General features: G+C 61.0%; 21 protein-coding genes. 5 read left to right on the plus strand and 16 right to left on the minus strand.

Annotation, left to right across the window (positions count from 1 at the left end; translation table 11 throughout):
• The first annotated feature begins 37 nt into the window (after positions 1-37).
• From AC0JZ8_RS20950 to AC0JZ8_RS20965, 4 genes are read left to right on the plus strand one after another with little or no spacing between them, the layout of a single operon-like run.
• Positions 38-1,267, plus strand: a complete 1,230-nt coding sequence (locus AC0JZ8_RS20950; RefSeq protein WP_471893453.1) for an ABC transporter substrate-binding protein — start codon at positions 38-40, stop codon at positions 1,265-1,267.
• Between the two features lie 42 nt (positions 1,268-1,309).
• Positions 1,310-2,998 carry an ABC transporter permease gene (locus AC0JZ8_RS20955; protein ID WP_471893454.1) on the plus strand — a complete coding sequence of 563 codons (1,689 nt, stop codon included), beginning with the start codon at positions 1,310-1,312 and terminating at the stop codon, positions 2,996-2,998.
• 2 nt (positions 2,999-3,000) lie between these two features.
• Positions 3,001-3,672: an ATP-binding cassette domain-containing protein gene (locus AC0JZ8_RS20960; protein ID WP_471893854.1), complete on the plus strand. Its 672-nt coding sequence runs from the start codon at positions 3,001-3,003 to the stop codon at positions 3,670-3,672.
• Positions 3,665-4,768 carry an FAD-dependent oxidoreductase gene (locus tag AC0JZ8_RS20965; RefSeq protein ID WP_471893455.1) on the plus strand — a complete coding sequence of 368 codons (1,104 nt, stop codon included), beginning with the start codon at positions 3,665-3,667 and terminating at the stop codon, positions 4,766-4,768. Before AC0JZ8_RS20960 ends, AC0JZ8_RS20965 begins: the two co-directional genes overlap by 8 nt.
• A 106-nt stretch (positions 4,769-4,874) precedes the next feature.
• On the opposite strand, the gene AC0JZ8_RS20970 is transcribed toward AC0JZ8_RS20965, so the two are convergent.
• Positions 4,875-6,110 carry an aminotransferase class III-fold pyridoxal phosphate-dependent enzyme gene (locus tag AC0JZ8_RS20970; RefSeq protein WP_471893456.1) on the minus strand — a complete coding sequence of 412 codons (1,236 nt, stop codon included), beginning with the start codon at positions 6,108-6,110 and terminating at the stop codon, positions 4,875-4,877.
• Between the two features lie 258 nt (positions 6,111-6,368).
• Here AC0JZ8_RS20970 and AC0JZ8_RS20975 point away from each other — a divergent pair, with 258 nt between their 5' ends.
• Positions 6,369-7,091: a GntR family transcriptional regulator gene (locus tag AC0JZ8_RS20975; protein ID WP_192078357.1), complete on the plus strand. Its 723-nt coding sequence runs from the start codon at positions 6,369-6,371 to the stop codon at positions 7,089-7,091.
• A 23-nt stretch (positions 7,092-7,114) separates the two neighbouring features.
• On the opposite strand, the gene AC0JZ8_RS20980 is transcribed toward AC0JZ8_RS20975, so the two are convergent.
• The 15 genes from AC0JZ8_RS20980 to AC0JZ8_RS21050 form a co-directional block, all read right to left on the minus strand.
• A complete protein-coding gene (locus tag AC0JZ8_RS20980) occupies positions 7,115-8,113 on the minus strand; it encodes a transketolase family protein (RefSeq protein WP_471893457.1) in 999 nt (332 codons plus the stop codon).
• Entirely contained in the window at positions 8,110-8,976 is an 867-nt protein-coding gene (locus AC0JZ8_RS20985; RefSeq protein ID WP_471893458.1) for a transketolase, read from the minus strand. The genes AC0JZ8_RS20980 and AC0JZ8_RS20985 overlap by 4 nt, the downstream gene beginning before the upstream one ends.
• 62 nt (positions 8,977-9,038) lie before the next feature.
• Entirely contained in the window at positions 9,039-10,706 is a 1,668-nt protein-coding gene (locus AC0JZ8_RS20990; protein WP_471893459.1) for a N,N-dimethylformamidase beta subunit family domain-containing protein, read from the minus strand.
• Between the two features lie 82 nt (positions 10,707-10,788).
• Complete coding sequence (locus AC0JZ8_RS20995; RefSeq protein WP_471893460.1) at positions 10,789-13,035, minus strand: N,N-dimethylformamidase beta subunit family domain-containing protein; 2,247 nt, start codon at positions 13,033-13,035, stop codon at positions 10,789-10,791.
• Positions 13,025-13,375: a N,N-dimethylformamidase alpha subunit family protein gene (locus tag AC0JZ8_RS21000; protein ID WP_062577779.1), complete on the minus strand. Its 351-nt coding sequence runs from the start codon at positions 13,373-13,375 to the stop codon at positions 13,025-13,027. Before AC0JZ8_RS21000 ends, AC0JZ8_RS20995 begins: the two co-directional genes overlap by 11 nt.
• Before the next feature lie 115 nt (positions 13,376-13,490).
• Positions 13,491-14,558, minus strand: coding sequence for an extracellular solute-binding protein (locus AC0JZ8_RS21005; protein ID WP_082471756.1), 1,068 nt, complete (start codon positions 14,556-14,558; stop codon positions 13,491-13,493).
• A gap of 43 nt (positions 14,559-14,601) precedes the next feature.
• Positions 14,602-15,393: an ABC transporter permease gene (locus AC0JZ8_RS21010; protein WP_192078362.1), complete on the minus strand. Its 792-nt coding sequence runs from the start codon at positions 15,391-15,393 to the stop codon at positions 14,602-14,604.
• Complete coding sequence (locus tag AC0JZ8_RS21015; protein WP_471893855.1) at positions 15,390-16,211, minus strand: ABC transporter permease; 822 nt, start codon at positions 16,209-16,211, stop codon at positions 15,390-15,392. Before AC0JZ8_RS21015 ends, AC0JZ8_RS21010 begins: the two co-directional genes overlap by 4 nt.
• Positions 16,212-16,264: 53 nt before the next feature.
• A complete protein-coding gene (locus AC0JZ8_RS21020; RefSeq protein ID WP_062577782.1) occupies positions 16,265-17,374 on the minus strand; it encodes an ABC transporter ATP-binding protein in 1,110 nt (369 codons plus the stop codon).
• Positions 17,375-17,498: 124 nt separating this feature from the next.
• Positions 17,499-18,287 carry a shikimate dehydrogenase family protein gene (locus AC0JZ8_RS21025; protein WP_471893461.1) on the minus strand — a complete coding sequence of 263 codons (789 nt, stop codon included), beginning with the start codon at positions 18,285-18,287 and terminating at the stop codon, positions 17,499-17,501.
• Positions 18,288-18,307: 20 nt separating this feature from the next.
• Positions 18,308-18,955: a class II aldolase/adducin family protein gene (locus tag AC0JZ8_RS21030; RefSeq protein WP_062577786.1), complete on the minus strand. Its 648-nt coding sequence runs from the start codon at positions 18,953-18,955 to the stop codon at positions 18,308-18,310.
• Between the two features lie 5 nt (positions 18,956-18,960).
• The gene (gene otnK / locus AC0JZ8_RS21035) at positions 18,961-20,241 is read right to left on the minus strand and encodes a 3-oxo-tetronate kinase (protein WP_209899595.1); all 1,281 of its coding nucleotides are present in this window, start codon (positions 20,239-20,241) and stop codon (positions 18,961-18,963) included.
• 58 nt (positions 20,242-20,299) lie between these two features.
• Positions 20,300-21,244 carry a DMT family transporter gene (locus AC0JZ8_RS21040; RefSeq protein WP_471893462.1) on the minus strand — a complete coding sequence of 315 codons (945 nt, stop codon included), beginning with the start codon at positions 21,242-21,244 and terminating at the stop codon, positions 20,300-20,302.
• A 181-nt stretch (positions 21,245-21,425) separates the two neighbouring features.
• Positions 21,426-23,138 carry a hypothetical protein gene (locus AC0JZ8_RS21045; RefSeq protein ID WP_471893463.1) on the minus strand — a complete coding sequence of 571 codons (1,713 nt, stop codon included), beginning with the start codon at positions 23,136-23,138 and terminating at the stop codon, positions 21,426-21,428.
• A 6-nt stretch (positions 23,139-23,144) separates the two neighbouring features.
• Entirely contained in the window at positions 23,145-24,344 is a 1,200-nt protein-coding gene (locus tag AC0JZ8_RS21050) for a beta-barrel domain-containing protein (protein ID WP_471893464.1), read from the minus strand.

Below are 24,344 nucleotides of genomic sequence, written 5' to 3' on the forward strand. Positions count from 1 at the left end.
GCGTCAGGCGGTCGACTTTCAGGGAGTAGGGCACATCATGCGATTGATGACAGGGATTTTCGCCGCCGCTTTGATGGCAGCCACAAGTAGCTTTCCGGCGAAAGCCGCCGGCCCCGAGCTTTCCGACTGGGCAGCCGTCGAGAAGGCAGCAACCGGCCAGACGGTCTATTTCAACGCCTGGGGCGGCTCGGAAAACATCAACGCCTATCTCGAATGGGTGGGCGCCGAGATGCAGTCACGCTACGGGGTGAGCGTGGTGCAGGTGAAGCTCGAGGATACCGCAAGCGCGGTCGCCAAGGTAATCGCCGAGAAAGCCGCCGGCAAGAATGACGGCGGCTCGGTCGATCTCATCTGGATCAACGGCGAAAACTTCGTCTCGATGAAGCAGCAAGGGCTGCTCCTCACCCCCGGCTGGGCAAGCTCGCTGCCCAACTGGCCCTATGTCGATGTCGAAAACCAGCCGACCATCCTCACAGATTTCACCGAGCCGACAGAGGGCCTTGAAAGCCCCTGGGGTGGCGCGAAGATGGTTTTCTTCCATGACAGCGCGCGCACCGAAGCCTTCGCCATGCCGGACAACGCGACTGCGCTTCTCGATTGGGCGAAGAAGAACCCAGGCCGGTTTTCCTATCCGGCCCCACCGGACTTCAGCGGCTCGTCCTTTCTGAAACAGGTTTTGAGCGAGGTGATCGCCGACCCCTCCAAACTGGCGAAGCCGGTCAGCGAAGAGACTTTTAACGCTGATGTCGAGCCGCTCTTTGCCTATCTCGACCAGTTGCATCCGGCAGCCTGGCGTTCGGGCAAGACATTCCCGCAGAACTATTCGGATATGAAACAGAAGCTGGCCGACGGCGAACTGGACATCATCTTCGCCTTCAATCCGTCGGAAGCCTCTGCCGGGATCAAGGCCGGCGAACTGCCCCAGACCGTGCGCTCCTTCACCTTCTCCAAAGGCACGCTCGGCAACACCCATTTCGTCGCCATCCCCTACAATGCCAATGCGAAGGAGGGGGCGCTGGTGACGGCGAACTTCCTCATCTCGCCTGAAGCGCAGCTTCGCAAGCAGGACCCGACTTATTGGGGTGATCCGACCGTTCTCGCCATGTCAAAACTGCCGGAGCCGGATCGTGCCGCCTTCAAAGCGCTCGACCTCGGCGCAGCCACCCTTGCGCCGGGCAAGCTCGGCCCCGTGATTGCCGAGCCGCATGCGAGCTGGATGGAGCGCATCGAGGTCGAATGGCGCCGGCGCTACGCCAGCGGCAACTGAGCCGTGACAGCCCCGGCGACCGATCGCTCTTTTTTGAACGGAATGACCGCACTTCTTCCGAGGAGTGCGGTTGCCCTCACGCTTGGCCTTCTGGTCTTGCCGATCACCTTCGGGGTCCTCGGCACGTTGCTGCCGGCCTTCGGCTATCTGCCCGCTCTCGGCGGACATGACCTCAGCCTGCAACCCTTTCGAGATCTTGCGGCGACACCGGGTCTGCCAACAGCGGCGGTCTTGAGTGTAGCAACCGGCCTTGCCGCCACGCTGATTTCTCTCGGCATCACGCTGATCTTCGTTGCGAGTTACGCTGGCACACCGACGCTGTCACGCCTGCAGCATCTGCTGTCGCCTCTCTTGGCCGTGCCCCATGCGGCGGCCGCTTTCGGGCTCGCCTTCCTGATCGCGCCATCGGGTTTCCTTATTCGCCTCGTCGCGCCTCTCTTTGGCATTGATCGGCCGCCGGACATTCTTATCCCCCATGATCCGATGGGGCTGACGATGATCGCGGGCCTTGTGATCAAGGAAACACCGTTCCTGTTTCTGGTCACGTTGGCTGCCCTGCCGCAGGTCGAGCTAGCCGCTGCGCGAAGGCTTGCAGCCTCCTTCGGTTATGGGCGTATTGCGGGCTTCGTCTACCTGCTCTGGCCGTCGCTTTACCGGCAGATCCGTTTTGCCGTCTATGCCGTCATCGCCTACTCGTCCTCGGTCGTGGATGTGGCGCTGATCCTTGGTCCCAACCTGCCTGGCACGCTCGCGACTCGGCTCGTCCAGTGGATGAACGATCCGGATCTGTCCGTGCGTTTCCTCGCCTCGGCCGGTGCCGTCCTGCAACTGGGCGTCACCCTGGCAGGATTGCTCTTGTGGTTGATGCTGGAGCGGGTCGCTGCGGTCCTGCTCCGCGCATCGCGGGACAGGGGATGGCGGTTCGTTCGCGACCAGTTGCTGCGCCGCGCGTCGATCCTGGTCGTCGGCCTGATCGGCGGAGCCGTCTTCGCAGGCCTCGCCAGCCTGGCCATCTGGTCTCTCGCTGGTCTCTGGCAGTTTCCCGATCTCCTGCCGCAGAGTTTTACGCTGAGGAGCTGGATGAGTGCCTTGCCGCGCATTGGCGATCCGCTCGTAACGACACTGGTGACAGGTCTCGCCTCGACGCTGCTGGCCATCCTGCTGACCATCGGCTGCCTGGAGCGGGAGACTCAGACGGGACGCAGCGTGAGCCAGAAGGCGCTGTTGATGCTGTACCTGCCGCTGATCGTGCCGCAGATCACCTTCGTTTTCGGCCTGCAGCTGCTTTTCATCGGTAGTGGTGGCGGCAAATATAGGCTGACAGCCCTCGTGCTCGTCCACCTGGTTTTTGTGCTGCCTTATGTCTTCCTCTCGCTCGCCGATCCCTGGCGCGCGCTCGATCGTCGCTACGAGATTATTGCGACAGCACTCGGCCGGTCACGGCTGTCGGTGCTCGTGTCGATCCGCCTGCCCATGCTGGTCCGTCCGATCCTGACAGCGCTTGCCCTTGGCTTTGCCGTCTCGGTTGGGCAGTATCTGCCAACCCTCCTGATCGGGGAGGGGCGGCTCTCGACCATCACCACGGAGGCCGTCGCTCTAGCCTCCGGCAACAACCGCCGTGTCATCGGAGCCTATGCCCTGCTGCAGACTGTCCTGCCTTTTCTCGCCTTTGCGCTCTTTGCGCTAATCCCCGCAGCGCTCCACCGTAACCGCCGGGATATGAGGGTCTGATGATGCTCCAGCGACAGCCGACCAACGGCCTCTCCCTCTCGAGTGTGTTGATCCGTCTGGGTGATGTCAGCCTGATTGCGCTGACCGCGGAGGTTCCTCCCGGTTCAGTCTTCACCGTCATGGGCCCTTCGGGATCGGGCAAATCCACCTTGCTGTCCTTCATCGGCGGGTTTCTCGATCCTGTATTCGACGCCAAAGGGACCGTCTTTGTCGATGGTGTCGATCTCCTGCAGCTGGAGCCGCAAGCCCGTCGCGCCGGGATCCTGTTCCAGGACCCGCTGCTCTTCCCGCATATGTCTGTTGGTGCCAATGTCGCCTTCGCCATTCCGGCAGATGTGCGAGATCGCCGCCGACGCCGGCAGATCGCGGCAGACATTCTCGCCGACATGAACCTTGCAGATTTTGCGGACCGGGACCCGGCCACGCTCTCCGGCGGACAAAAAGGCCGGGTGGCGCTTGCCCGCGTTCTCGTCTCCCGGCCCAGATTGCTGCTTCTCGACGAACCCTTCTCCAAGCTCGACATGGAGCTGCGCGCCCATATGCGAACCCTCGTGTTCGAGCGCGCAAGGACCGCCGGCCTGCCGGTCATTCTCGTCACCCATGACGAGGCAGATGCCGAGGCCGCTCGCGGTGCCGTTCATCGTATCGGAGTAAAGGGAGCGGCTCATGACTGACGCGAGCGGGAAAATCCCGGTCGTGCTTCTCGGTGGTGGCCACGCCCATGTCGAGGTGGTGCGCCTTCTTGGGCAGATGGGTCTCGGTGCGCAGATCACGCTGGTTTCGCCGGCTCGCTATGCGCCCTATTCCGGCATGCTTCCGGGCCATATTTCGGGGGAATATGGTTTCGACGATTTCCACATCGATCTGGCGACCTTGTGCGCGCGCGCTGGCGGCGCCTTTGCCGAAACCACGGCGACCGCTATCGACTCGGAACGCCGGGTGGTCTCAGTCGCGAGCGGCCAAAACCTCGGCTACGGGCTGCTCTCGATCGATATCGGCTCCACCCCTATACTGCCCGACGGCATATCGGCCGGCATCTCCGTAAAGCCGATCGCAAGCTTTGCCGATCGCCTTGCCCGGCTCGATGCGCTGGCCCCAGAAGGACGGCTCTCAACGATCGCGGTCGTAGGGCAGGGGGTGGCAGGCGTGGAGGTCGCCTTTGCGCTCAGACGCCGGTTTTCCGGACGAGACATCCGCATAATACTCGTCGGACGGGCAGCGGAGCCGGTTCCGGAGCGCAGTCGGCGGGCGCGGCATTTGTTGGAGCGGGAATTGCGAAGGGCGGCCATCGCCCATCACCCCGCGTTCGATGTCGTCGCTTTCCACGACGCTGAACTCATCGCCCGTGATGGGCGGCGGCTCGCAGCAGATCAGGTCATCTGGACGACGTCGAGCGGCGCACCAGGCTTCTTGCGCGAGACCGGCCTTCTCCTCGACCAAAACGGTTTCATTCGCGTGGATGATACGCTGCGATCCCTTTCGCATCCGGATGTCTTCGCTGCCGGCGACGTCGCATCTCTGCCGAGCCCCCGTCCAAAGGCCGGCGTGTTTGCCGTGCGCCAAGGACCGGTCCTGGCCGAGAACATCCGCCGCAGCCTCTGCGGAGAAGCCCCGCTTTCTTATCAACCGCAACGGCAATGGCTGGCGCTGATCTCTCTCGCCGACGGGCGGGCCATTGCCGACAAGTGGAACATAGCCGTGGCCGGCCGCTGGGTGGCCAAGTGGAAGCATCGCATCGACAGCCGCTTCATGCGGAAATATCGGGAGTGAAGCGGCCGCCTTGTCGCTATTTCTCGAAGCGAGCCCATTCTGGTTGATCGTTCAGTGCGCCTCGAGCGAGCTGTAACCGTTGCAACGCCGCATGAGGCACGCCGAGCTAATTCGGAGCGGTCTTGGCAACAGTTGCAAATCCGTGCTCGGCGGCTTCGAGAGCGTCGGCGATGTCAGCTTCCGTATGGGCCGCGCAAAGGAACATGTTGTGCCGGGGATGGAAGTACACCCCCTTGGCAAGGGTTGCGTTACAGAACGCATATCCTTTTGCGAAGTCGGCGTCGTCGTCAAACAGAACGGTCGGCATCTGCGCGGGGCCTGACTGACGGATCGATAGACCGAACTGGCGTGAACGTGTTTCCAGACCATCGCGCAGCATTTGACCAAGCCGTGCAATCTTGTCCGGGACGTTGTCGCGGCGGACCACCTTCAGCGTTGCAAGAGCGGCAGCCATCGACACGGCACCAGCCCAGAATGAGCCCGTGACGAACACCTGCGAGGCCGCCTTGCGCAGCCAGTCACTGCCGGTCACCGCCGAAAGGGCGTAACCGTTGGCGATTGCCTTGCTCCAGGCGGAAAGATCGGGACTGACGCCAAGCGGCTCCCAGCTGCCGGCCGTATGAAGACGGAAACCGGTGCGAACCTCGTCGAGGATAACGGCCGCACCTTTGGCGTCGGCGAGCCGTCTTACGGCTCTGGCAAAATCCTGAGTGGGCAGTTCCTGATCAAAACTCATGTCGTGGCGATAGGCCGAGACGACGATCGCGGCAATGTCGTCACCAGCTTCATTGACCGCATCTTCGAGCGATTCAATATCATTGAACGTGTAGTAGGCGAGGTGAGCACGATCTTCTGCCGTTACGCCGATGAGCGACGGAGAGCACCACGGAACTGCGCCGTGATAGGCGCCCTTGGCGACAAGGATTTTCCGCTTACCGGTCGCCGCGCGAGCAACAGTGACGCAGGTTGTAGTCGCGTCGGTGCCGTTCTTCTGGAACATTGTCCAGTCGGCGTGGGAAATAGTATCCACTACGAGTTCGGCCAGTTCGACCATGACTTCAGCTGGTCCGTTGAGGCAATCACCCATGCGCCTCTGGCGTTCGGCCGCCTCCTCGACTTCGGGATGCTTGTGACCCAGGAGATTGGGACCCCAACTGCACATGAAGTCAACATAGCGGTTGCCATCGACATCCCAAAGCAGGCCACCTTCGCCGTGGCTGAAAAACTGCGGATATCTGTCCGGCAGCTTTGCGGCATTCAGGTGTCCCCACATTCCACCAGGAACGACTTTTTGTGCACGTGCGCGCAACGCGGCGTCTTGCATCCTGACCAGCTCTAACATCGAAAACTCCATCTGATAATTTGATATATCATATATGTCGGTAGCAAACAATATTTAATAGAGAAATTCGAACGAGTACCCCTGCCTCGTGCAGCCGACGTATCATAACAAATGGTGAGAGAATCGTGGGAGGCAGGGCATCATCTGCACCCAAATCAACGCTCCGGCCGCCGAAGCTTGAAACAACCTGCGCCCTCCACGTATATTATATATAGTCCGTGGCTTGGTTGGCATGGTTCGGCTGTGATGGGGAATGAGATGAGTGAATCGGATCGGGCGACAGACGCGATTGGTGTTGGACCAGTCGCACGTGATAGCCTCACCGGACTGGTTTACAACAACCTTCGGCAGGCTTTGATGGAAGGGCGTTTCTGGCCGGGCCATCGCTTTAAGATCCGCGATCTGGCTGCAACGATGAATGTGTCCGAAACACCGATTCGCGAAGCCCTAATGCAGCTCGTTCGCGCCAGAGCTTTAGAAATGCAGGCGGGTCGTTCAATCGCCGTGTCCCACATGACCGCCAAGCAGTATATCGAGCTGCGGACGGTCAGGCTGTTCTTGGAGGGCCTTGCGGCGGAACACGCGACGACGCGTGTATCGGAAGCAGACATCGATCGTATGGAGGCCATCCACGCCGAACTGATTGCCGCGGAGCAGCAGCAGCGGTGGTCGGATGCCGTGCGCGCCAACTGGCAGTTCCATCGCGGCCTGTACGAGGGGTCCGAACTGCCGGAGGTCCTGGCCATACTAGACGATATCTGGATGCGCAACGGTCCGCTCTTGAACTTTCACTACCCGAGCGCTCCCCCGACCTACCCGAACGAGCATCAGCACCTCTCCGTCCTCAAGTACTTGCGGCAGCGTCGTGCGGACAAGGTACGCGAGGCCATTCAGGCAGACATGATGGAGGGTGGCCAAAACCTAGTGCGCCTGCTGGAGAAATCCGGCGGTACCCGCTACCTGCCGCCACCCACTCCATGACTCTGCAAAGTTTGTAGCGCCTGTCATCGCTCCTGCTGCGCCAGCGTCTGCCGCACCGTCGCGGCTAGGGCATTTGCGGATAGTCCATATTTCTCGAAGAGAAATGGCGTGGTGCCGCCTTTCGCAAACGTGTCGCGGACGCCGATGCGGCGGAATTTCGACGACACGTCGCTCTCCATCAGCATCTCCGCCACCGCGCTGCCAAGCCCGCCGATGATCGAGTGATTCTCCGCCGTAACCACGAGCGGCATTCGTCGGGCGAGGTCGATCAAGTCGGGATCGAGCGGCTTGATCGTCGATATGTCAACGATCGTCATTTCGACGCCCTCGCGGCTCAGTTCGTCAGCGGCCGACAGTGCGATGTCGACCATCATGCCGCAGGCGACAATCAGACCCTGTCTGCCCTCGCGCAGCACCCGCATCTTCCCGATGGTGAATTCAGACGCGGTTTCACCGGCTCTTTCCGTCCCGTCGGTGCGCTTTAGCCGAAGGTAGACGGGACCGTCATACTTGGCGATCGCGGCGACCGATGCACGTACTTGGTCCGGGCTGCTCGGTTCGATTACCGTCATGTTCGGCAAAGCGCGCATCAGGGCAATATCGTCGATCGCCTGATGGGATACACCAAGCAGTGTCGTCAACCCGGGAATGACGCCGACGATCTTCACGTTGGCGCGTGGATAGGCGACTTGCATTGCCACCTGGTCGTAGCAGCGACGGGTGACAAAGACGCAAAAGCTGTGAACGAATGGGATTTCGCCGGACCGGGCCAAGCCCCCGGCGATGCCGATCATATTGGCTTCGGCGATGCCGACCTGGTGAAAGCGCTCCGGCAACTGATCCCGAAACAGGTCCGTCTCCGTTGGAAGTGTCAGATCCGCCGTCAGGCATACAATCCGTTCGTCGTCGCGCGCGGCCTGCAATAGCGCTTCGCCGTAGTGTTTCCGTGCAGTTGCCGCGGACGCACCACGCGCGTTGAAGTCCAGGACTTCCAGCGATCCGCGATCTTTGCTCTGGCTCATGTGCGCTCCTTTGCGTCAGCAAGTGCGACCAGCGCTTCCTCGGCGACGTCGGCTGGCAGCTTCAGATTGTGTGCGAGGATCCCTTCGAGCGAAGGCACGCCCTTGCCGGCAATCGTTGTGGCCACAAGGCAGGTCGGCCTGTCCCGACCACGGGCTTGATCGAGCGCCGTTAGCAATGCCGGAATATCGTGTCCGTCGATGTTCTCGGATGCCCATCCGAATGCCTTGAACTTCTCGGCAACGGGCTCAACCGATACTACCTTGTCGATGTGACCTTCGACCTGCATGCTATTGTAATCGATGATCAGACAGAGATTGGCGAGACCGGCGCTGCCAGCGTAGAGGGCAGCCTCCCAGAGCTGGCCCTCCTGCAATTCGCCGTCGCCAAGCACCACATAGATGCGGCTGTCCGACGTCCTGCGCCGTGCTGCCAGCGCCATGCCGATGCCAACCGAAAGGCCTTGTCCGAGCGAGCCAAGCGTTGCTTCGATCGCCGTGCCGACCCGCTCCGACGCGTTGACCTCGAATACGGAGCCGTCCTTGCAGTAGTCGCGCACCAGATTTCGGTCGACGAGCCCGCGCGCAGCAAGCGTCGCGTAAAAGATCGCAGTGTTATGCGCCGTCGAGAGAAGAAAGCGGTCGCGATCCGGCCACCGCGGGTCGGTCGGATCGATCCGCATTTCGGCGAAATACAGGACGGTAAAGAGATCGGCGGCACCAAGTCCCTGCTGGACATAGCCCTGGCCCGTGGGCGCCACGAGATTGATCACGTCACGCCTGAGTGACCGGGCGATGCGCGCGAGTTCAGCTGCATCACGGATGCGGGCGGCGGGCTGTCGTTCGTGGCTGATGGCACTGTTCATCGATAAGGCGCTCCTAAGCCATCGTTCATTTCTGACATTGTTCCGGCTCCCCTCAGTGCGGTTCAGCGGGCCGTGAACCGGTCGAGGATGTTGCGCGTGATGCGCTGGGTAAAGGGATCGCCGCGTTTCAGGCCCATGACCCATTCGCAGGTGGCGGCCGTCAGAACCTCGCCCTTGCCGCGGGTCATGTGCACCATCATGCCGGAACCGTACTTGTATTTGGCGAGCCCCTCCGGCGTCACTTCGCCGGTCACGCATTCGACAAGGCCCTCGTGGTCGCTGCCGCGCACATAGTAGCGGAAGCCTTCGCCTTCGGGCTCGTCTTCGGCGAGAACCGCCGGCGACATGGCAAGGATCTCGATCGTGTCGGGTTGGCCCTCGACCTCGACGGGGTAGGGGAGGCCGTGGCGGAACGTGTAGTCCAGCCCGTCCACCTCGTAGGCGAAGATATGCTGCTTGTCGCCGAAGATGTCGGCATAGTGCAGTCCGGTCCCCGCAAATGCCCAGTGGGTCGGTCGGTAAACGGTCATGCCTTTTTGGCCGTTCGGGGCGAAACCACCCCAGGATGCGTACATCCCGTGCGCACCGTTGACGCCGACGGTGGAGGCGCCTGGCCACTTCACGGTGTGGTCTTCCCAGGCGCTGGTGAGCAGGTGCGCCTTGTCCGTGCCGGCGACCGGGTCCTTCTGGCTTGCTTTGAATTTGTGGCAGATCTGGCGTTTGCCATCCTCCTCGAGCCGGATCTGCCAGAGGAAGTTGGCGCCGAAGCGAGCGAGGTGTCCACCGCCTTCGACATAGCGCTCAATCGTCTCGCGCATCTCCCGGGTCCAGTATTCGTCATGACCGATAATTGTGACGCAAGGATAGGCGTCGAGCAGTTCCGGTCGGTAGTGCAGGTCGGTCTGGGTAATCATGTCCAGCTCGAACCCCTCGTTTTCGGCCCAAAGCACGAAGTGACGGTCGAATTGCGCCCATCCGGCGGCCGCATAATACTGGCCGAAGCCGTTGGCGTAGGCCCATTCCTTCATCGCGTATCGCGGTGCATCACCCATTTCCGGTGCGGGATCGGCGCAGATGCGCGGGGCACCCGCTGGTAGCCAGACGATCCCGCGCGTCCAGGGCCGTTCCAGCGAGAGGACGGGCGAGGGCTGGTCCTGATTTTCGCCCTCGACGCCGAAATAGTGGTTAGCACCGCCGAAGTCGTTGTAGGACGTCCAGGTGCCGGTAGGCAGGACCATCAGGATCTTTGCGCGGCGGGTCTTGTCGGTCGGGCGCACGACAAAGAAGTGATGCTGGACGAACTTGATGCCGTTCGGCCTCTCGCAGGTCGAGACGACCCTGTAGAAGCCAGACTTGAGGTCGACCGGAAGCGTCCACTGATGGCTGACCGGCCAGTTGCAGCCGTTACGGTAGGCATCCTTGGGTGTTGACGAAAATACGCCGTTGATTGCCTCGACCTCATGCACCGTCTCCGGGTGCAAACCGTCACGATAGATCTGCATGCGCCATGTCTTGGCAGTCGAGGTCGAATGGAAGGTGACCTCATCGCCCGGATCGTAGGAGATTGCGTCGGTGTAGGTATAGACCTCGGGAATATCGGGATCTTCGCGCGGCGCCTCGTACCATGGCTGGCTGTTCCAGTGATCGTCGGCGTACATCGGCCGCACCTTGCGGGGCGCAACATTCATGGTGCCGAGTTCAGGCGATTGGAATTCCGGTCTGTCTGCCATGGTGATGGTCTCTTGCGATATTTGCGGCCGATGCCGCCAGGTTCGAAAGGCCGCACTGGCATGTGCGGCCCGGCATTTCCGCCTATGCCAAACTCGGCAGGACGAACGGTTCCGGGTCGAGGAACCGCTTCACGACGTTGAGCGTGATGGCGCTGATATTGTTGTCGTAGTTGTTGTAGCCCAGCGACATGCCGAACGTGATCGAGCCCGAAGCGAAGACCGCCCCGCCATTGGCTGTCTCGAAGAACACCATGTCGGCGCGGACAAGTGCGTTCTGGGTGCCGTCGAGCCCGTCGACCATGGTTCGGAACTCCTCCGGTGTCGGAAGTGCGCCGGCGCCGAGACCTTCGGAGGTTGCAAGCAGCAGCGCGTGGCGCGGCGTTCCGAGCTCGTAGTCGAGACGGTCGATCTCGCTGCCGACGGCGCCGCCATAGCGGAAGCCGAAATCGCCGAATTTTTCGTGTCTGCCGGTGCCTTCGAATATGAAGGCCGCTCGCGGATCCTCACTGTCGGGCATGCGCACATAGTAGGTGCAGGTGTCGTTGATCATGGCCGAGAAGCCCGTGCCGACCAGTTTTTGTGGCGCAAAGCCGCTGTGCCGCCAGAGTGCAGCCGGTTCGCCGGTACCGGCCAGATGCACTTCGCCCGGCTCCGACTCCCAGGTGCGCGTGCCCGCCATGCCGCGGCGCACTTCGAGCGCCGCCGGAGCCTCGGGATGAAAGCCGCAGCGCCAGTAGAACGCATTGCCGCCCATCGAGACGTGGCGGCCGCCTGCATTCTGGTACTCCATGATGCCGTTCATCATATTGAACGAGTAGTATTCGGCATGCGTCGGCGTCATCATCGCCCGGTACGGTTTGAGCGCCCGGGCACCCTCGCGGTCCAGCTCGACATCGGTGATGATGTCGTAGGCGATGCCCTTCTCCTCGAGCCAGTCGAGAATATGGGTGTCGTTGATCAGGTTGAACCAGTAGCCGCGTGGCCGCATGCTGAGAACCGGGCGGAGCCAGGACGAGAAGGCACGGCCGGATCCATCGACATGGCTGTCATAGGTAGACTGGCCGATCTGCGGATGCTCCTGCATGTAGACATCGTCCAGCGGCAGCCACAGCACGTGCTCCATCAGCGTCTCGAAATGCACCTGATAGAGACGCAGCGCGCTGTTGGCATAGGCCAGATAGGTGGCAACCGAAAGCACGACCACGAGGTCGGCCCGCTTCGTCTTCTTGCCGGGTGTGACGAAGAACGTCACATAGCTCTCGCAGTCCGGCTCCGGTTCGTCGCCGGCCGGCGTCAGCCGCAGCGCATAGACGCCGGTTCGCCACTCCTCGGGCACATCGAGAGAGAAGGTCGCCTGCCACTGGCAGTCGTAGATGTCATCGTTGTGAAAATGGATGGCGGCGTATTCGCGCGGCGCAAGCCGGAAGTCATGAACCGCACCGGACCAGAAAAAGCCCGTGACGCCGCGGCGGGGCAACTGGTGCAGACGCCCGTGCAGGCAGTTAGCGGAAAGATCCTTCACGTCGAGCGAGGTGATACCTTCGCCGAAATCCCAGGAGGCGACAAGACCGGGTGCGGCAGAGCCGGTGCGAGGCTGGCAGTCGTAAACCCTCAGCGCTTCGGCACTCAGCGCCAGCGACACGACCCGCGGCGCCTCGATCTTGCCGTCGAAGTGGGCAGTGTAACGTTTCGCGCCGTCCAGATGATGCGCTGCGATTAGAAAATCCAGGCCGCTGTCGAGTGCCGACATGTCGGAAAGGTCGAAAGTCTCGGCATGGGCAACAGCCGGACGCGTGCCGTCGGCAGGCACGATCAACGACAGCGTTGCAGTCTTCTTTGCGAAGTCGAGAGTTGCGGAGATGAAGGACCAGACACGCTCGCGCGCCTTGACGTCGAGGGTCAGGCTAAGGCTTCCGGTGCGCAGAACGGGATGGCCCTCGACATCGAGTTCGAGCGCATATCCTTCGGCTGTGCTTTCGCACCAGCTGCCCATGATACCTCGGGCGTTGTCGGCGATGCGGGTCGGATAAATGTAGCAGCCGAAAGACCATGCGGTACCGCTCGGTACGAGTGCGCCACCATGAGGGATCACCGCGCAGGAGCCGGGGCGGATTTCCTGGTCGAGGCAGGTGTGGACGCCATCGATGGTGCTATCCATCAGGTCGTACTTGAAGCCCGGTCCGTTGACGTCGACGTCACCGCAGCGGAGGCGCATGACTTCAACCTTGACGGCGTCGCGTTTGCTCGACAGCTGGAATTTGACGGTTTCTCCGGCCGGAACGCTGATGCGGTCGGGGTAGCCGAGATACTCGTTGGTCTTATAGATCACCTTGATACTCCGGGGGTAATGTTGCACCCGTCATGGCCTGCCAGCGGATCTTGAAGACATGCCATTCCGCCTCGGCCAGCGAGGTGAAGATGCGCTCGTCGACGAAAGGCATCGGATCGCCGCGCCGCTCGGGAATGCGCGACAGGCGCCAGGCCTTGCCGGCCTCCAGCACGACCAGCACGAGACGACCCTGGGCTTTGCCCCAGCGCATCTTGGCCAGCATCTTGCGAAGTTCGGCCCCATGCACGCCAAGCGGGCTGTCGCGGAACTCCTCCACCAGATCGAGCCGTTGCGGGTCGATGACATAGCGCAGCGCGTTCGGGTCACTGGTGTGATCCATGGAAATCGTCCTGTCGTTGCAGTCGTATGGATTTGCTTATCGGCATGTTGGGCCTTCCCCCCACAGACGGGGAGAAGGCGATGAGGAGCAGTTGTGACTGACCGTTTTAAAGCGATTAGCGGGTCAGCCAGGCTGTCCAGCGCTGACGCAGTTCGTCGCGATGGGCGCCGATCCATGTGAAGTCCGGTTTCACCAGCTTCTCGTAGTTCTCCGGCGAAGTCGCAAACAGCTTTGCTTCCTCCGGCTTCAGCTGGTCGTAGACGGTCTTGCTGCCGGTCGCGTAGTTCACGTCACGCATGAAAGGCACATGCGCTTCGGAATTGGCGTAGAAGAAGTCGAGATAGGCAAGCGCAGCATTCTTGTCGGGCGCACCCTTGAGGATCGCCATATAGCCGGTGTCGCGGATGGCTCCGTCCCAGGACATGGCAACCGGCGCGCCTTCCTTGACCACTGCCAGCGCGCGGCCGGAGTAGCTCATGGTCATCACGACTTCCTTGTTGCGCATGATCTGCTGCACCTGGTCGCCGGTCTTCCACCAGACCGCGACATGCGGCCTGATTTCATCGAGCTTTTTATACGCGCGTTCAAGATCGAGCGGGAAGAGTTCGGTCTGTTTCACTCCGTCTGCCAGAAGTGCGGCGACCGGAACCCACCAGTCGCGATCGCCCGTGTCAGGCAGGCCGCGCGGGCCGGGGAAGTCCTTGACGTTCCAGAAGTCCGCCCAGGTCTTCGGCGCCTTGTCCTTGAACACGTCGGTATTGTAGTTGATCAGCATGCCACCGGTGGTCCGGGCGACGCCGTAGGGCGTGCAAGCATCCGCAACGCCGAATTTCTGCACGCTGGGAAGCTGGCTACAGTCAATCTTCTCGAGCATGTTAGTGCGCGCGACGAGATCGGGGCCGGTGGCAGTGACGATATCGAATTCGACGTTTCCTGTGCGCGTCATCGCTTCCGCACGCGCCCACTGGTCGGGAACCTCGATGGCGACGGGCACCACTTCAACGTCCTTGGCCTCGGCGAACGGTTCGTAGAAATACTTGGCAAGCGAATTGCCCATCAGGCCGCCTGTCGTGGCGATGACCAGCTGCTCCTCCAGTTCCTGCGCGACGGCGGGCGTCGTGGCGGCTATTCCTGCGGCGATTGTGATCGCTGCGGTGGTCCATTTCCAGTTCTGTATCGGCATGATGGTTCTCCTCTTGTTTTTCAGTTTTACGCGTGGTTCCCAGTCAGGTTTTGGCTCGCGATCTCATGAGGAAGGCGACGGCGAGTATTATTATGGAGAGGACGATCAGCAGCGTGGCGATCGCCGGAATGATGGGGGTCAGGTTTTGCTCGATGTCTTCGAACATCCGTCGCGGAAGGGTTTTGTAGCGGACACCGGACAGGAAGAAGGAAACGACCGGTTCATCGAAGGAGATGATGAAGGCAAACAGCGCGCCGCTCACCACGTTCGGCAGAATGAGGGGAAGCGTAATCAAACGGAAAGCGTTGAAACGGCTCGCACCGCAGCTCATCGCCGCCGCTTCCAGGTTCGCATCCACCTTCCCAAGTGCAGAGGCGGTTGTGAACACGACGAAGGGAAGCGCCAGGATGGTGTGGGCAAGCACAAAGCCTGGAACCGTCCCGGACAGCCCGATCGACTGGAAGAACAGGTAGAGACCGACCGCCAGCGCGATGTGCGGGACAATGATCGGGCCGATCAGCAGGATCTGGAAGAGCGTCGCGAGACTGCTCCTTCCGCGGACCATGGCGTACGTCGCCGCGGTGCCGATGACCGACGCCGAGATCGCGGTGAGGAAGGCAACCTGCACGCTGAGCCACATGGCGTTGCGCCATTGGCGGCTGGCGAAAAATTCCTCGTACCATTTCAGCGTAAAGCCGCGTGGAGGGAACTCCAGGTAGTCGCTTGTGCCAAAGGACATCGGGATGACAATGACCAGCGGAATGATGATGAAGGCGAGAACGGCGTAGACATATGCGCCGAGAGCCAGCGAGCCTTTGTCGACGGGTGGTTTCATGATTGCGCCCCCATCAAACGATCGAACCGGAGCGTCTTGCTGAAGATGATTGCGAGCAGGGTAACGAACAGCGTCAGGACGCCGACGAGTGCCGAGGCGAACGGCCAGTCCAGGACCTCGCGAATTTGCTGCGAGACAAGTGTGGCGATCATCAGTTCCTGCGGCGATCCGAGCAGTGCCGGTGTGATGAAGAAGCCAAGTGCGGTCAGGAATACCAGCAGCGAGCCGCTGGCGATGCCCGGCAGGCTGAGTGGCAGGATCACTTCTCGGAAGGTGGCGAACCGCGACGCGCCCAGAACTGCTGCGGCGCGTAGATAGTCGTTGGGAATGGCGCGCAGGGATCCGAAGATCGGCAGGATCATGAACGGCAGGAGCACGTGAGTCATCGCCACAACGACCGCTCCTTGCGTGTAGAGAAGCTTCAGCGGCTCTGATGTGATGCCGACAGCGATCAGGCCGGAATTCACTAAGCCTTCACGCTGGAAGAGGAACGACCACGCAGCAGTACGCACCAGCACGCTCGACCACAGGGGTAGAATGACGCAGGCGCCGACCAGGGCAGCCGTGGTGCCGCGGGCGCGGCTCATAAAGTAGGCGACCGGGAAGCCGAGCAAGATGGCAAGGCCGGTTACCAGCACAGCAGTCCACACGGTCCGCATCAGTACCCGCGCATAGACCGGATTTGTGACGACCCGTGCGTAGTTATCGAGTGTTGGGGCCGGTTCCATGACGCTGATGTAAAGAAGCTGGGCGATTGGGTAGAGGAAGACGAATGCGATGATGGCGAAGAACGGCGCCAGCAGCAGCAGCGTTGCCAGTCCGCTGAGGCGTCGACCGTCAGAATGCCAGAACTGGGATCGGGTGCGACTGGTCACTTTGTCCCCTCGGCATAGAGCAGGATCGCTTCTTTCGGAACGCTGAAGGTCGCTGTCGCGCCGCGTGTCAGTGCGGCGAGATCGGAAGCGCCGGGAAGGCGAGCGCGGATTTCCGTTCCGTCGGGCAATGTGCCAATCAGCAGCAGGGCGGCCCCCGCATAGACGACGTCAGACAGGGTGACTTGCAGCGAGTAATCGGAAACACCGGTGCCGAGAGCCAAGCGCTCGGGCCTGAAGCCGAGAACGGCTTTCTGGCCAGTCTGCATTGTGTCGACGGCCGCAGCGGCCGGAACGGTCCAGCGTTCGCCCGACGGCAGCAGGACCGTCATCGTGTCGACGATGCTTTCCACCGTGACGTTGATGAAGTTCATCTCGCCGATAAATCCGGCAGTGAAGAGATTGGCTGGACGCTCATAAAGCTCGCGCGACGGTCCGATCTGCTGGATCTTGCCGTCCTTCAGCACCGCGACCCGGTCCGCCATGGTGAGCGCTTCGCTCTGGTCGTGGGTGACAAAGATCACGGTAATGCCGAGCTCGGCATGCAGGCGCTTGATTTCAAGCTGCATATCCTCGCGAAGGTTCTTGTCGAGAGCGCTTAAAGGCTCGTCCATCAGCAGGACACGGGGGCGATAGACGATTGCCCGAGCCAGCGCGATCCGCTGCTGCTGGCCACCGGACAACTGGTTTGGAAAGCGCTCCCCGTAACCGGCGAGGCGTACGGTGGCGAGCGCTTCTTCAGCCTTGGCGTGTCGCTCGGCTTTCGCCATGCCACGCATCTTTAGGGGAAAGGCAACGTTGTCCAAAATGGACATGTGCGGAAACAGCGTGTAGTTCTGGAATACCATTCCCAGGTTGCGCTTGTTCGCGGGGAGATAGGTGAGGTCTTCCTCATCGACGACAATGTTTCCGCTCGTGGGAAACTCGAAACCCGCCACACTCATCAGGATCGTCGTCTTGCCGGAGCCGCTTGGTCCGAGCAGCGCCAAAAATTCTCCTGCAGCGATTTCGATGTCGACGCCGTTGACGGCGAAGACGCTCCCGAAGCGCTTCTCAAGACGACTTATGCGGATAGACGCGCCAGCCGCCGGTGCTCTGTTTGTTGCCATAGTCAATGAAGCCTGTTCCCACTTTTTTTGTTTGGCTTGGCTCAGGGCGCGAGACCCTTCAGAATGCGATTAGTATTGTACCTATACGTGGCGAACTCCGTTCGATATTTGATATATCGGAATGCTACTGCTTAATGAATGTTGCGACAAGGGCCATTTGCGCGTCGAGCATGGCTTTTCCGCCGATGGTGACGGCACCGCGCGCGCAGGCCGCATCCATCAGCCTGGTCACTGGCGGATTGACGATGATGTCGTAAACCACAGTAGAACTGGCGATGCCGCCGATCTCTGCCGGGACCGCATCCCCAGGCTTCATTCCGAGTGGCGTTGTATTGACGATCAGATCAAAGTCTTCCGGCGGAGCGGGTCCGGCCGATACCCTTGTTGCCGGGAACAGGGCCTGTACCGCGTCGGCGAGAGCGTGGCCGCGCGCTTCGTCACGATTGGAGATCCGCAGTTCCGCAGCGCCGGCTTCTGCAATTGCCATTGCCGTGGCGCGGCCGGCACCGCCCGCGCCGAGTTGCAGAACCCGTTTGCCTTCGACCGAGCATCCGTGGGCGTCGACGCCGGCAAGAAAGCCTGGTGCATCGAGATTGTCGCCAACCAGCCAGCCGTCACGGCTTCGCCGGACGAAGTTCACGGCGCCAATCATCCGGGCCCGGTTGGTGACCTCATTTAGCAGCGGCATGATCGCCACCTTGTGCGGGATAGTGACGCCGAAGCCGACGACGTTGCCCATGCAGCGGATCGCGTCGACGACGGTGCCGAGGTCCCGCGGGCGAACGGCAAGCGGCGATGTCGCGAGGTCCTCGCCGCTCTCGGCGAAATAGGCATTCAGCACGGCGCTGGCGCGGACGTGGTCCACGGGATCGGCAAGTACGAACATGATCTTAGAGGTGCCGGTGATCTCCATGGTGCATCCTCCCCTTACGATCAGCCGGGCAACCGGCTGCGGCCGTAGCCCTTGTAGCGTTCCAGAACCCGTACGATCTCGTCGTCGGGAATGATTGCAGGCTCGCCGGCCTGACGGGCGAGAATGTACTGGCGGGCAAGCGTCTCGAGCTTCACCGTCAGGTCGAAGGCCTGCTGCAAGGAAGGGGCGGCAACGATCATGCCATGATTGGCGAGAAGGCACGCCTTCCGGTCCTTCAGCGCCGCGACGGCGCCATCCGCCAGCGCTTTCGTGCCGAACGTGGCGTAGGGTGCGCATGGCACGTCCGTGCCGCCGAAGCTGGCGATCATGTAGTGAAATGCAGGGATTGGCCTGGCGAGGCAGGAGAGCGCCACGCAGCAGTCCGCATGGGTATGAATTATCGCCTGGACATGCGGATAGGCTTGGAGAATTGCCTGATGCATATGCCATTCGCTGGACGGGATGCCATTGCCGACGTTGTCGCCATTCCGGTCCAGCCGCACCAGTTGCTCCACGGTCATGTTGCTGCTGTTGCCACCGGTCGGTGTGACCAGCATGTCGTCGCCGATGCGGCAGCTAACATTGCCGCTCGAACCGTGATTAAAGCCCTTGACTTCCAGCTTCGCGACGAGGTCGAGCATCGTCTTTCGCAGGTCCATCTCGTTCATACGATTTACTCCGGGTTCTTCATGGACGCCAGCGCCCGGGTGAAAAGGTCGACAGGGCCGAGTTTGCCGGACTTCAGGCAGAAAGCGACGGGATCGTCACCGTTCGTGGTTGCCGTGCCGACGCCCGGGCCGCCATAGGGACCGACATTCAGGCCGCGGATGCCGAGGCGCTCGACGACGGACCCGGACGTTTCTCCACCGGCGACGACGAACCGCCGCACGCCGGCGCCATGGAAGGCGACGGCAAGGTCGCCGACGATCTTTTCGCCAAGCGCCGCAGCGCCATCCCTGCCGTACCGCGCCTGCGCAGCGGCAACGGCCTCTGGCGCGGCGGATGTCGACAGTCCGACTGGGCCGGTCTCGAGTTTTGGCAGCGCCCAACGGAGGGCTGCATCGACCGCGGACTCGGCGCTGTCGATGTCAGTTAGATCGATCCGCAGGACGGGATGCGACCGCTCGAAGTCGGCGAGCTGTTCGAGTGTCCGTTCGGCGCAACTGCCAGACAGCACGACACCCTTGCCTGACACAGGCTGAAGGCTGCGCGTATGCGGTTCGCCGGTCAGGAGACCTCTCTGTCGCCACAGCGCCGGATAGTGCTGGACGATTGTGGCATTGCCGGTCATTAGAGGCCAGTCGCAGGTCAGTTCGGCGATGGCGTCGAGATCACGATCGTAGATCGTATCGGTAATGAAATAGCGGATGCCCTCTGCTGCTTGGTCGGCGACGGCCAGCCGGAGCGTCGTGCCGCCCTCGCTGACGGCGGGGTGGGCAAGTAGCCCGACTCGGGTCTTCGTCTGCCGCTGCAGCACGCGGACGAGGTCCGGATCGGTCATTGGTGTCAGTGGATCGTGCCGCTTGGGGGATTCCGAAATCAGTTGGCTGCCGAGAAACAGGTGCCCGTTGTAGACTGTACGCTTCAGTGCCGGCGAGGCAGGACAGAAGGCGGCATAGGGCGCGCCGGTGGTCGCCATCAGGATGTCAGCCACGGGGCCGATATTTCCGTCATCGGTCGAGTCGAACGTTGCGCAATACTTGAAGAAGATTTGGCGTGTGGCGCGCGCAAGCAATGCTCGGGCCGCTCTTTCGGTTCTTGCAACGGCTTGTGCCGCCGGAATGACGCGGGTTTTCTGCGCAACGACGATAGCGTCGACATCGCCGATTGTATCCACAGCCTCAGGATCGGTCACAAATGCGCAGTCGACGCCGTGCGCGACAAGCATTGCGGCAGTTTCCATTCCACCTGTGAGATCGTCGGCCACGACCCCGAACACCGGCTTGCCCATCATGTCTGCACGACCATCCCTATTGCGCTTCAGATAGACGATACATGATATATCAAATATTTTATTTGGGAATGGGTGGCGGATAATTTTCCGCGGCATCGTGCCCGAGGTCGGCGTTGTCAACGGTTGCAGCCTTACCGATCGGACCGCTGGTGCCACGCATTTTCTCGCGCAAGACCGTCAAGAGGCCAGCGAAAATTATGATCGAGATACCGACAAGCGCAACGGCATCGGGAAATTCGTCGAAGATCAATGCGCCGAAGACCACAGCCCACGCCAGCTGCGAGTAGTGCATTGGCGCGATCTGGGTAGCGTTCCCGTGGCGCGTGGCCGACACGAAGGCCCATTGACCAAGGCCGTAAGACATGCCGGCAAGCGCCAGCAGGGCGCATTCCTTCAATGTCGGCACGATGGCGCCGTGGATGAGCATAACCCCCGCGTTGACTAGGAGAAGGTAGGCGATGAGTGTTCCCAGAACACTCGTCGTCTTAACCTTGCCGTTAACGCGCCGAAGAATGATGACCGCCGTGCCAGTGCCGAGGCCGGTGAATATCGCGGCAAGATGGCCGCCCTCGAATGCCTCGTGGCCCGGCTTCACGACAAGGAGAACGCCGATGAAGCCGATAATAACGGCTGACCAGCGCCACATCCCCACATGCTCCTTCAGCACCAGTGCCGACATGATGGTCACGAACAGGGGCGCCATGAACACCAGCGCGTAGGCCTGCGCCAGCGGGATCGCGGTGAAAGCGTAGACACCTGTAAGACTGGCGACAACGCCGCAGATCGCGCGGCCGTGCACGGCAAGAGGATGGGCGGTGCGCCAGAAGTCGCGCCATCGTTCGCCGGGATGGCGGGTGAAGAGAACGGCCAGAGCTGCGAAGACGTTGACGATGAATGCCATCTGGAAGACCGACAAATGGCCGCCGCCGGCGGCCTTTACACTAGCGTCAGTGATGGAGAAGGCCGCATAGGCAAGGAGTGCATGGATGTAGACACGTCTCAAGACAATTCGATCCCATGGCATAGAACATGGAAAATATATCATATTTCCACGCCCAGGGTCGCTAGTTTCTGAGGATCCTTTATCTCGATCTGTTCGAGCTTCCCCAATGGTCATTCTTGATAGGGGAAATGTCACCGCGCGACGAACCGATCATTACGCCACTCGCCCTTGCTGAGCCCTACTATGAACCGGCTCCTTCTTGCCGAGAGACCAGCGATTTGAACGCCTCTTTCTCGTTCAGATACGCGCGATAGGCGATCAGCCCGGACAGATAGTGTTCCACATCGTCGATCCTTACGCGAAACGCGTGGTGGCGGATGTAGAACGAACCCATGATCCGCCTTGGGTTGCGCATGAACATCGCCACCTCCGGGTAGAAATGACCGTTCAGCAGGTAATGAGCGCGTTTTTCGAGCGCTACCTCGAACGCTGCAAGGTCGATCTCGCCGAGGAGCGGAACCAGATCCGGGTGGTCAGCAATCCGCGACAGCGCCTGCCGGGTTGCCATCATCAGTTCCAGCAGTGTCGGAAAGGTGGTTATGCGATTGGCGACAAAATCGAGATAGGTGCTGACATTTTCGACGCAGAAGCGGAAATAGCGTTCCTCCGGCCGAAACAGCGTCAGTTCGTTGGCGCAATAACCCAGCCAGTGGTCGTGATATTGCGTGTAGTTCCGGCGCAGGAAATGCTCGAAAGCTTTTTCAACCGCGCCGAGCCAGCGGATGTCGTGGGTGAGCGCATAAAGGCGCATCAGCGCGAAGGCGGCCTCGCCGTCGTAATAGACAGTGCGGAACTCGGCCTTGGTGGAAAGGTCCGGGTAAAGCAGGACGTGGCGGAATTCACCGGTCTTTGCGTCCTGCATATGAACGATACCGGTGGCGAGTTTATCCATCAGCGGCAGATATCGATCATCGCTCATGACACTTGTATATTTCGCGAGCGCCAGGAGGAAGACGGCATTGCCGCCGAGCTTTATCTCCGAACCGACGTCGATCAGAAAGGCGGCCTCGGCCCCATCAGGCAGTCTCGCGATCCGGGTAAGATGACCGGTCAGCTGCCCGAGCGAGCGCTCTATCGCAGCTCTCGTCTTGCTATCCCTCGTTACCTCGTAAGCTTCGATCATTGCATAGGTCGTGCTTGCATGGCGCAGGACATTGTAGGTGCGGATCTCGCGGTCGAAGCACGGGTGATAGCCGTAGACGAACGCGCCGTCCGGCTTGACCTGAGACGCAAGATAGCTGGATGAGGAGTCGATCAGCCGATCGAGCATGGCACGATCAAGCGGCTGACCTTCACGCTGACCGCTTCCCGCACCTTCGCCGCAAAGACGGTAGTGTCGGCCTTCCTCATCGAGAAAAAAACCGCTCGTTGTAAACGCCCAGAGCGCTCTCGCCTCGGCGAAATCCGTTTCGAACGCTTTTCCAAATCGTGTCTTCGCATAGAGCGCGAAGTTTCGTTCGTTTAGAACGCAGTGCTCGACCTTGTTGCCACCATAAAGCATGGCGTTGGCGTTCAGTTCGTTGTCCAGGAACGCGGTTTCGAATTGGTCGTTGAGCGACAGTCCGAGCCGGAAGTAGTTTCTCTTGGTGCGACCAAGCTGTTTGTGGAGGGTCTTGACCGTGATCTTCTCGATCCGCACCGGCCAGTCGATCCGCAACAGACGGCCGTCGAGCCTCTGGCTGTCCAGGAGGTCGCCGGCGGCGCTTAAAGCCTTTTGCCAGGCTGCGTCAAAACTGTCGGCGCCGACCGTTGCAACGGACGCTCGTCTGTCTCCGTCGCTGATCGAGACAAACAGCACATAAGCCGGATGCGGTGCGTCGAGTGGTTGGATGACCTGCCGAACAGGGTCTCGAAGGCGATCCAGCCGCGCAAGGCCGAAAGTTTCTGCGGGCATGGTCACCTATCGCTCGCGCAGCGCCTCGCGCGCCTTGTTGAAGGGTTTGATCAAGTAGTCCAACACACTCTTGCTGCCCGTGTTGACATCGACGGTTGCCACCATGCCCGGAACGATCGGCAGGCGCGTCCCTTGCGCGGTCACCAGCGCATCTGTGGTGGTCTGCACGAACACACGGTAATAGAACGTGTTGGGATCGACCTCGTCGCGCATGGTATCGGGGGAAATCGCAGTTACCCGTCCCTCCAGCCCGCCATAGACGGCGTAGTCATAGGCGCTGATCTTGACGCTGGCGCGCTGATCGGGGTGAATGAAGGCGATATCGCGTGGCGATATACGCGCTTCTATCAGCAACTCGTCGTTCAGCGGGATGATATCCATCAGCTTGCCGTTTGGCGGCACGACGCCACCGATCGTCGACACCTCGATATTCTTGACGATGCCCCGAACCGGTGAGCGATGCGTCAGGCGCTGCAGGCTGTCGGACCGTCCCTTGATGGTCGAGGAGAGCGATGTGATGTCGGAATTTGCCTTGGCGAGTTCCTCGCGGGCGCTGAGGTTCTGCTTGGCGGCGATATCGACCTTCTTCATTTCAAGATCGACCAATTCCCGCTTCAGCCGGATGATCTCGACATTGCTGGCGGCGCCGATCTTGGCAAGCGACTCGCTCATTTCCAGCTCGCGTTTGGCCAGTACGATCGCTTGTTCCATCCATTCCAGAGACTGTTCAAGGCTTGTCGTCCGCGCCTCGAATTGCTGGGTTTCCGAACGGATGAGGTCCGGATAGGCATTCAGCTCGGTCGGAAAGGTCAAAGCTGTCCGGTTGATCTCGGCCGTCAGGCGTGCGGCGGCCGCAAGCGAGGCACGGTATTTGGCCGATGATTCACCGACATCCGATTCGGTGATCGTCGGATCCAGCTGCGCCAGAAGCTGGCCGGTTTCTACAATCTGGTTTTCGCGAACAAAGAGCTCCGAAACGATGCCCCCCTCAAGCGACTGAATGACCTGTTCGCGCCTGATCGGAACGACACGACCCGCGCCGGTGGAGACCTCTTCAAGCATGGCAAAATAAGCCCAAACCGTCGCGATTGTCAGGAGGATCATGGCCAGAAGAATGACGGTCTTTGCCTTTGACAGCTGGACATCGTCCTCGTCACCGAAAGCCCACCCGTAGTCCGAAGCCTTGTCGCTCGAGATCTCTGCCAT

It is taken from the genome of Velazquezella soli, from assembly GCF_977018685.1.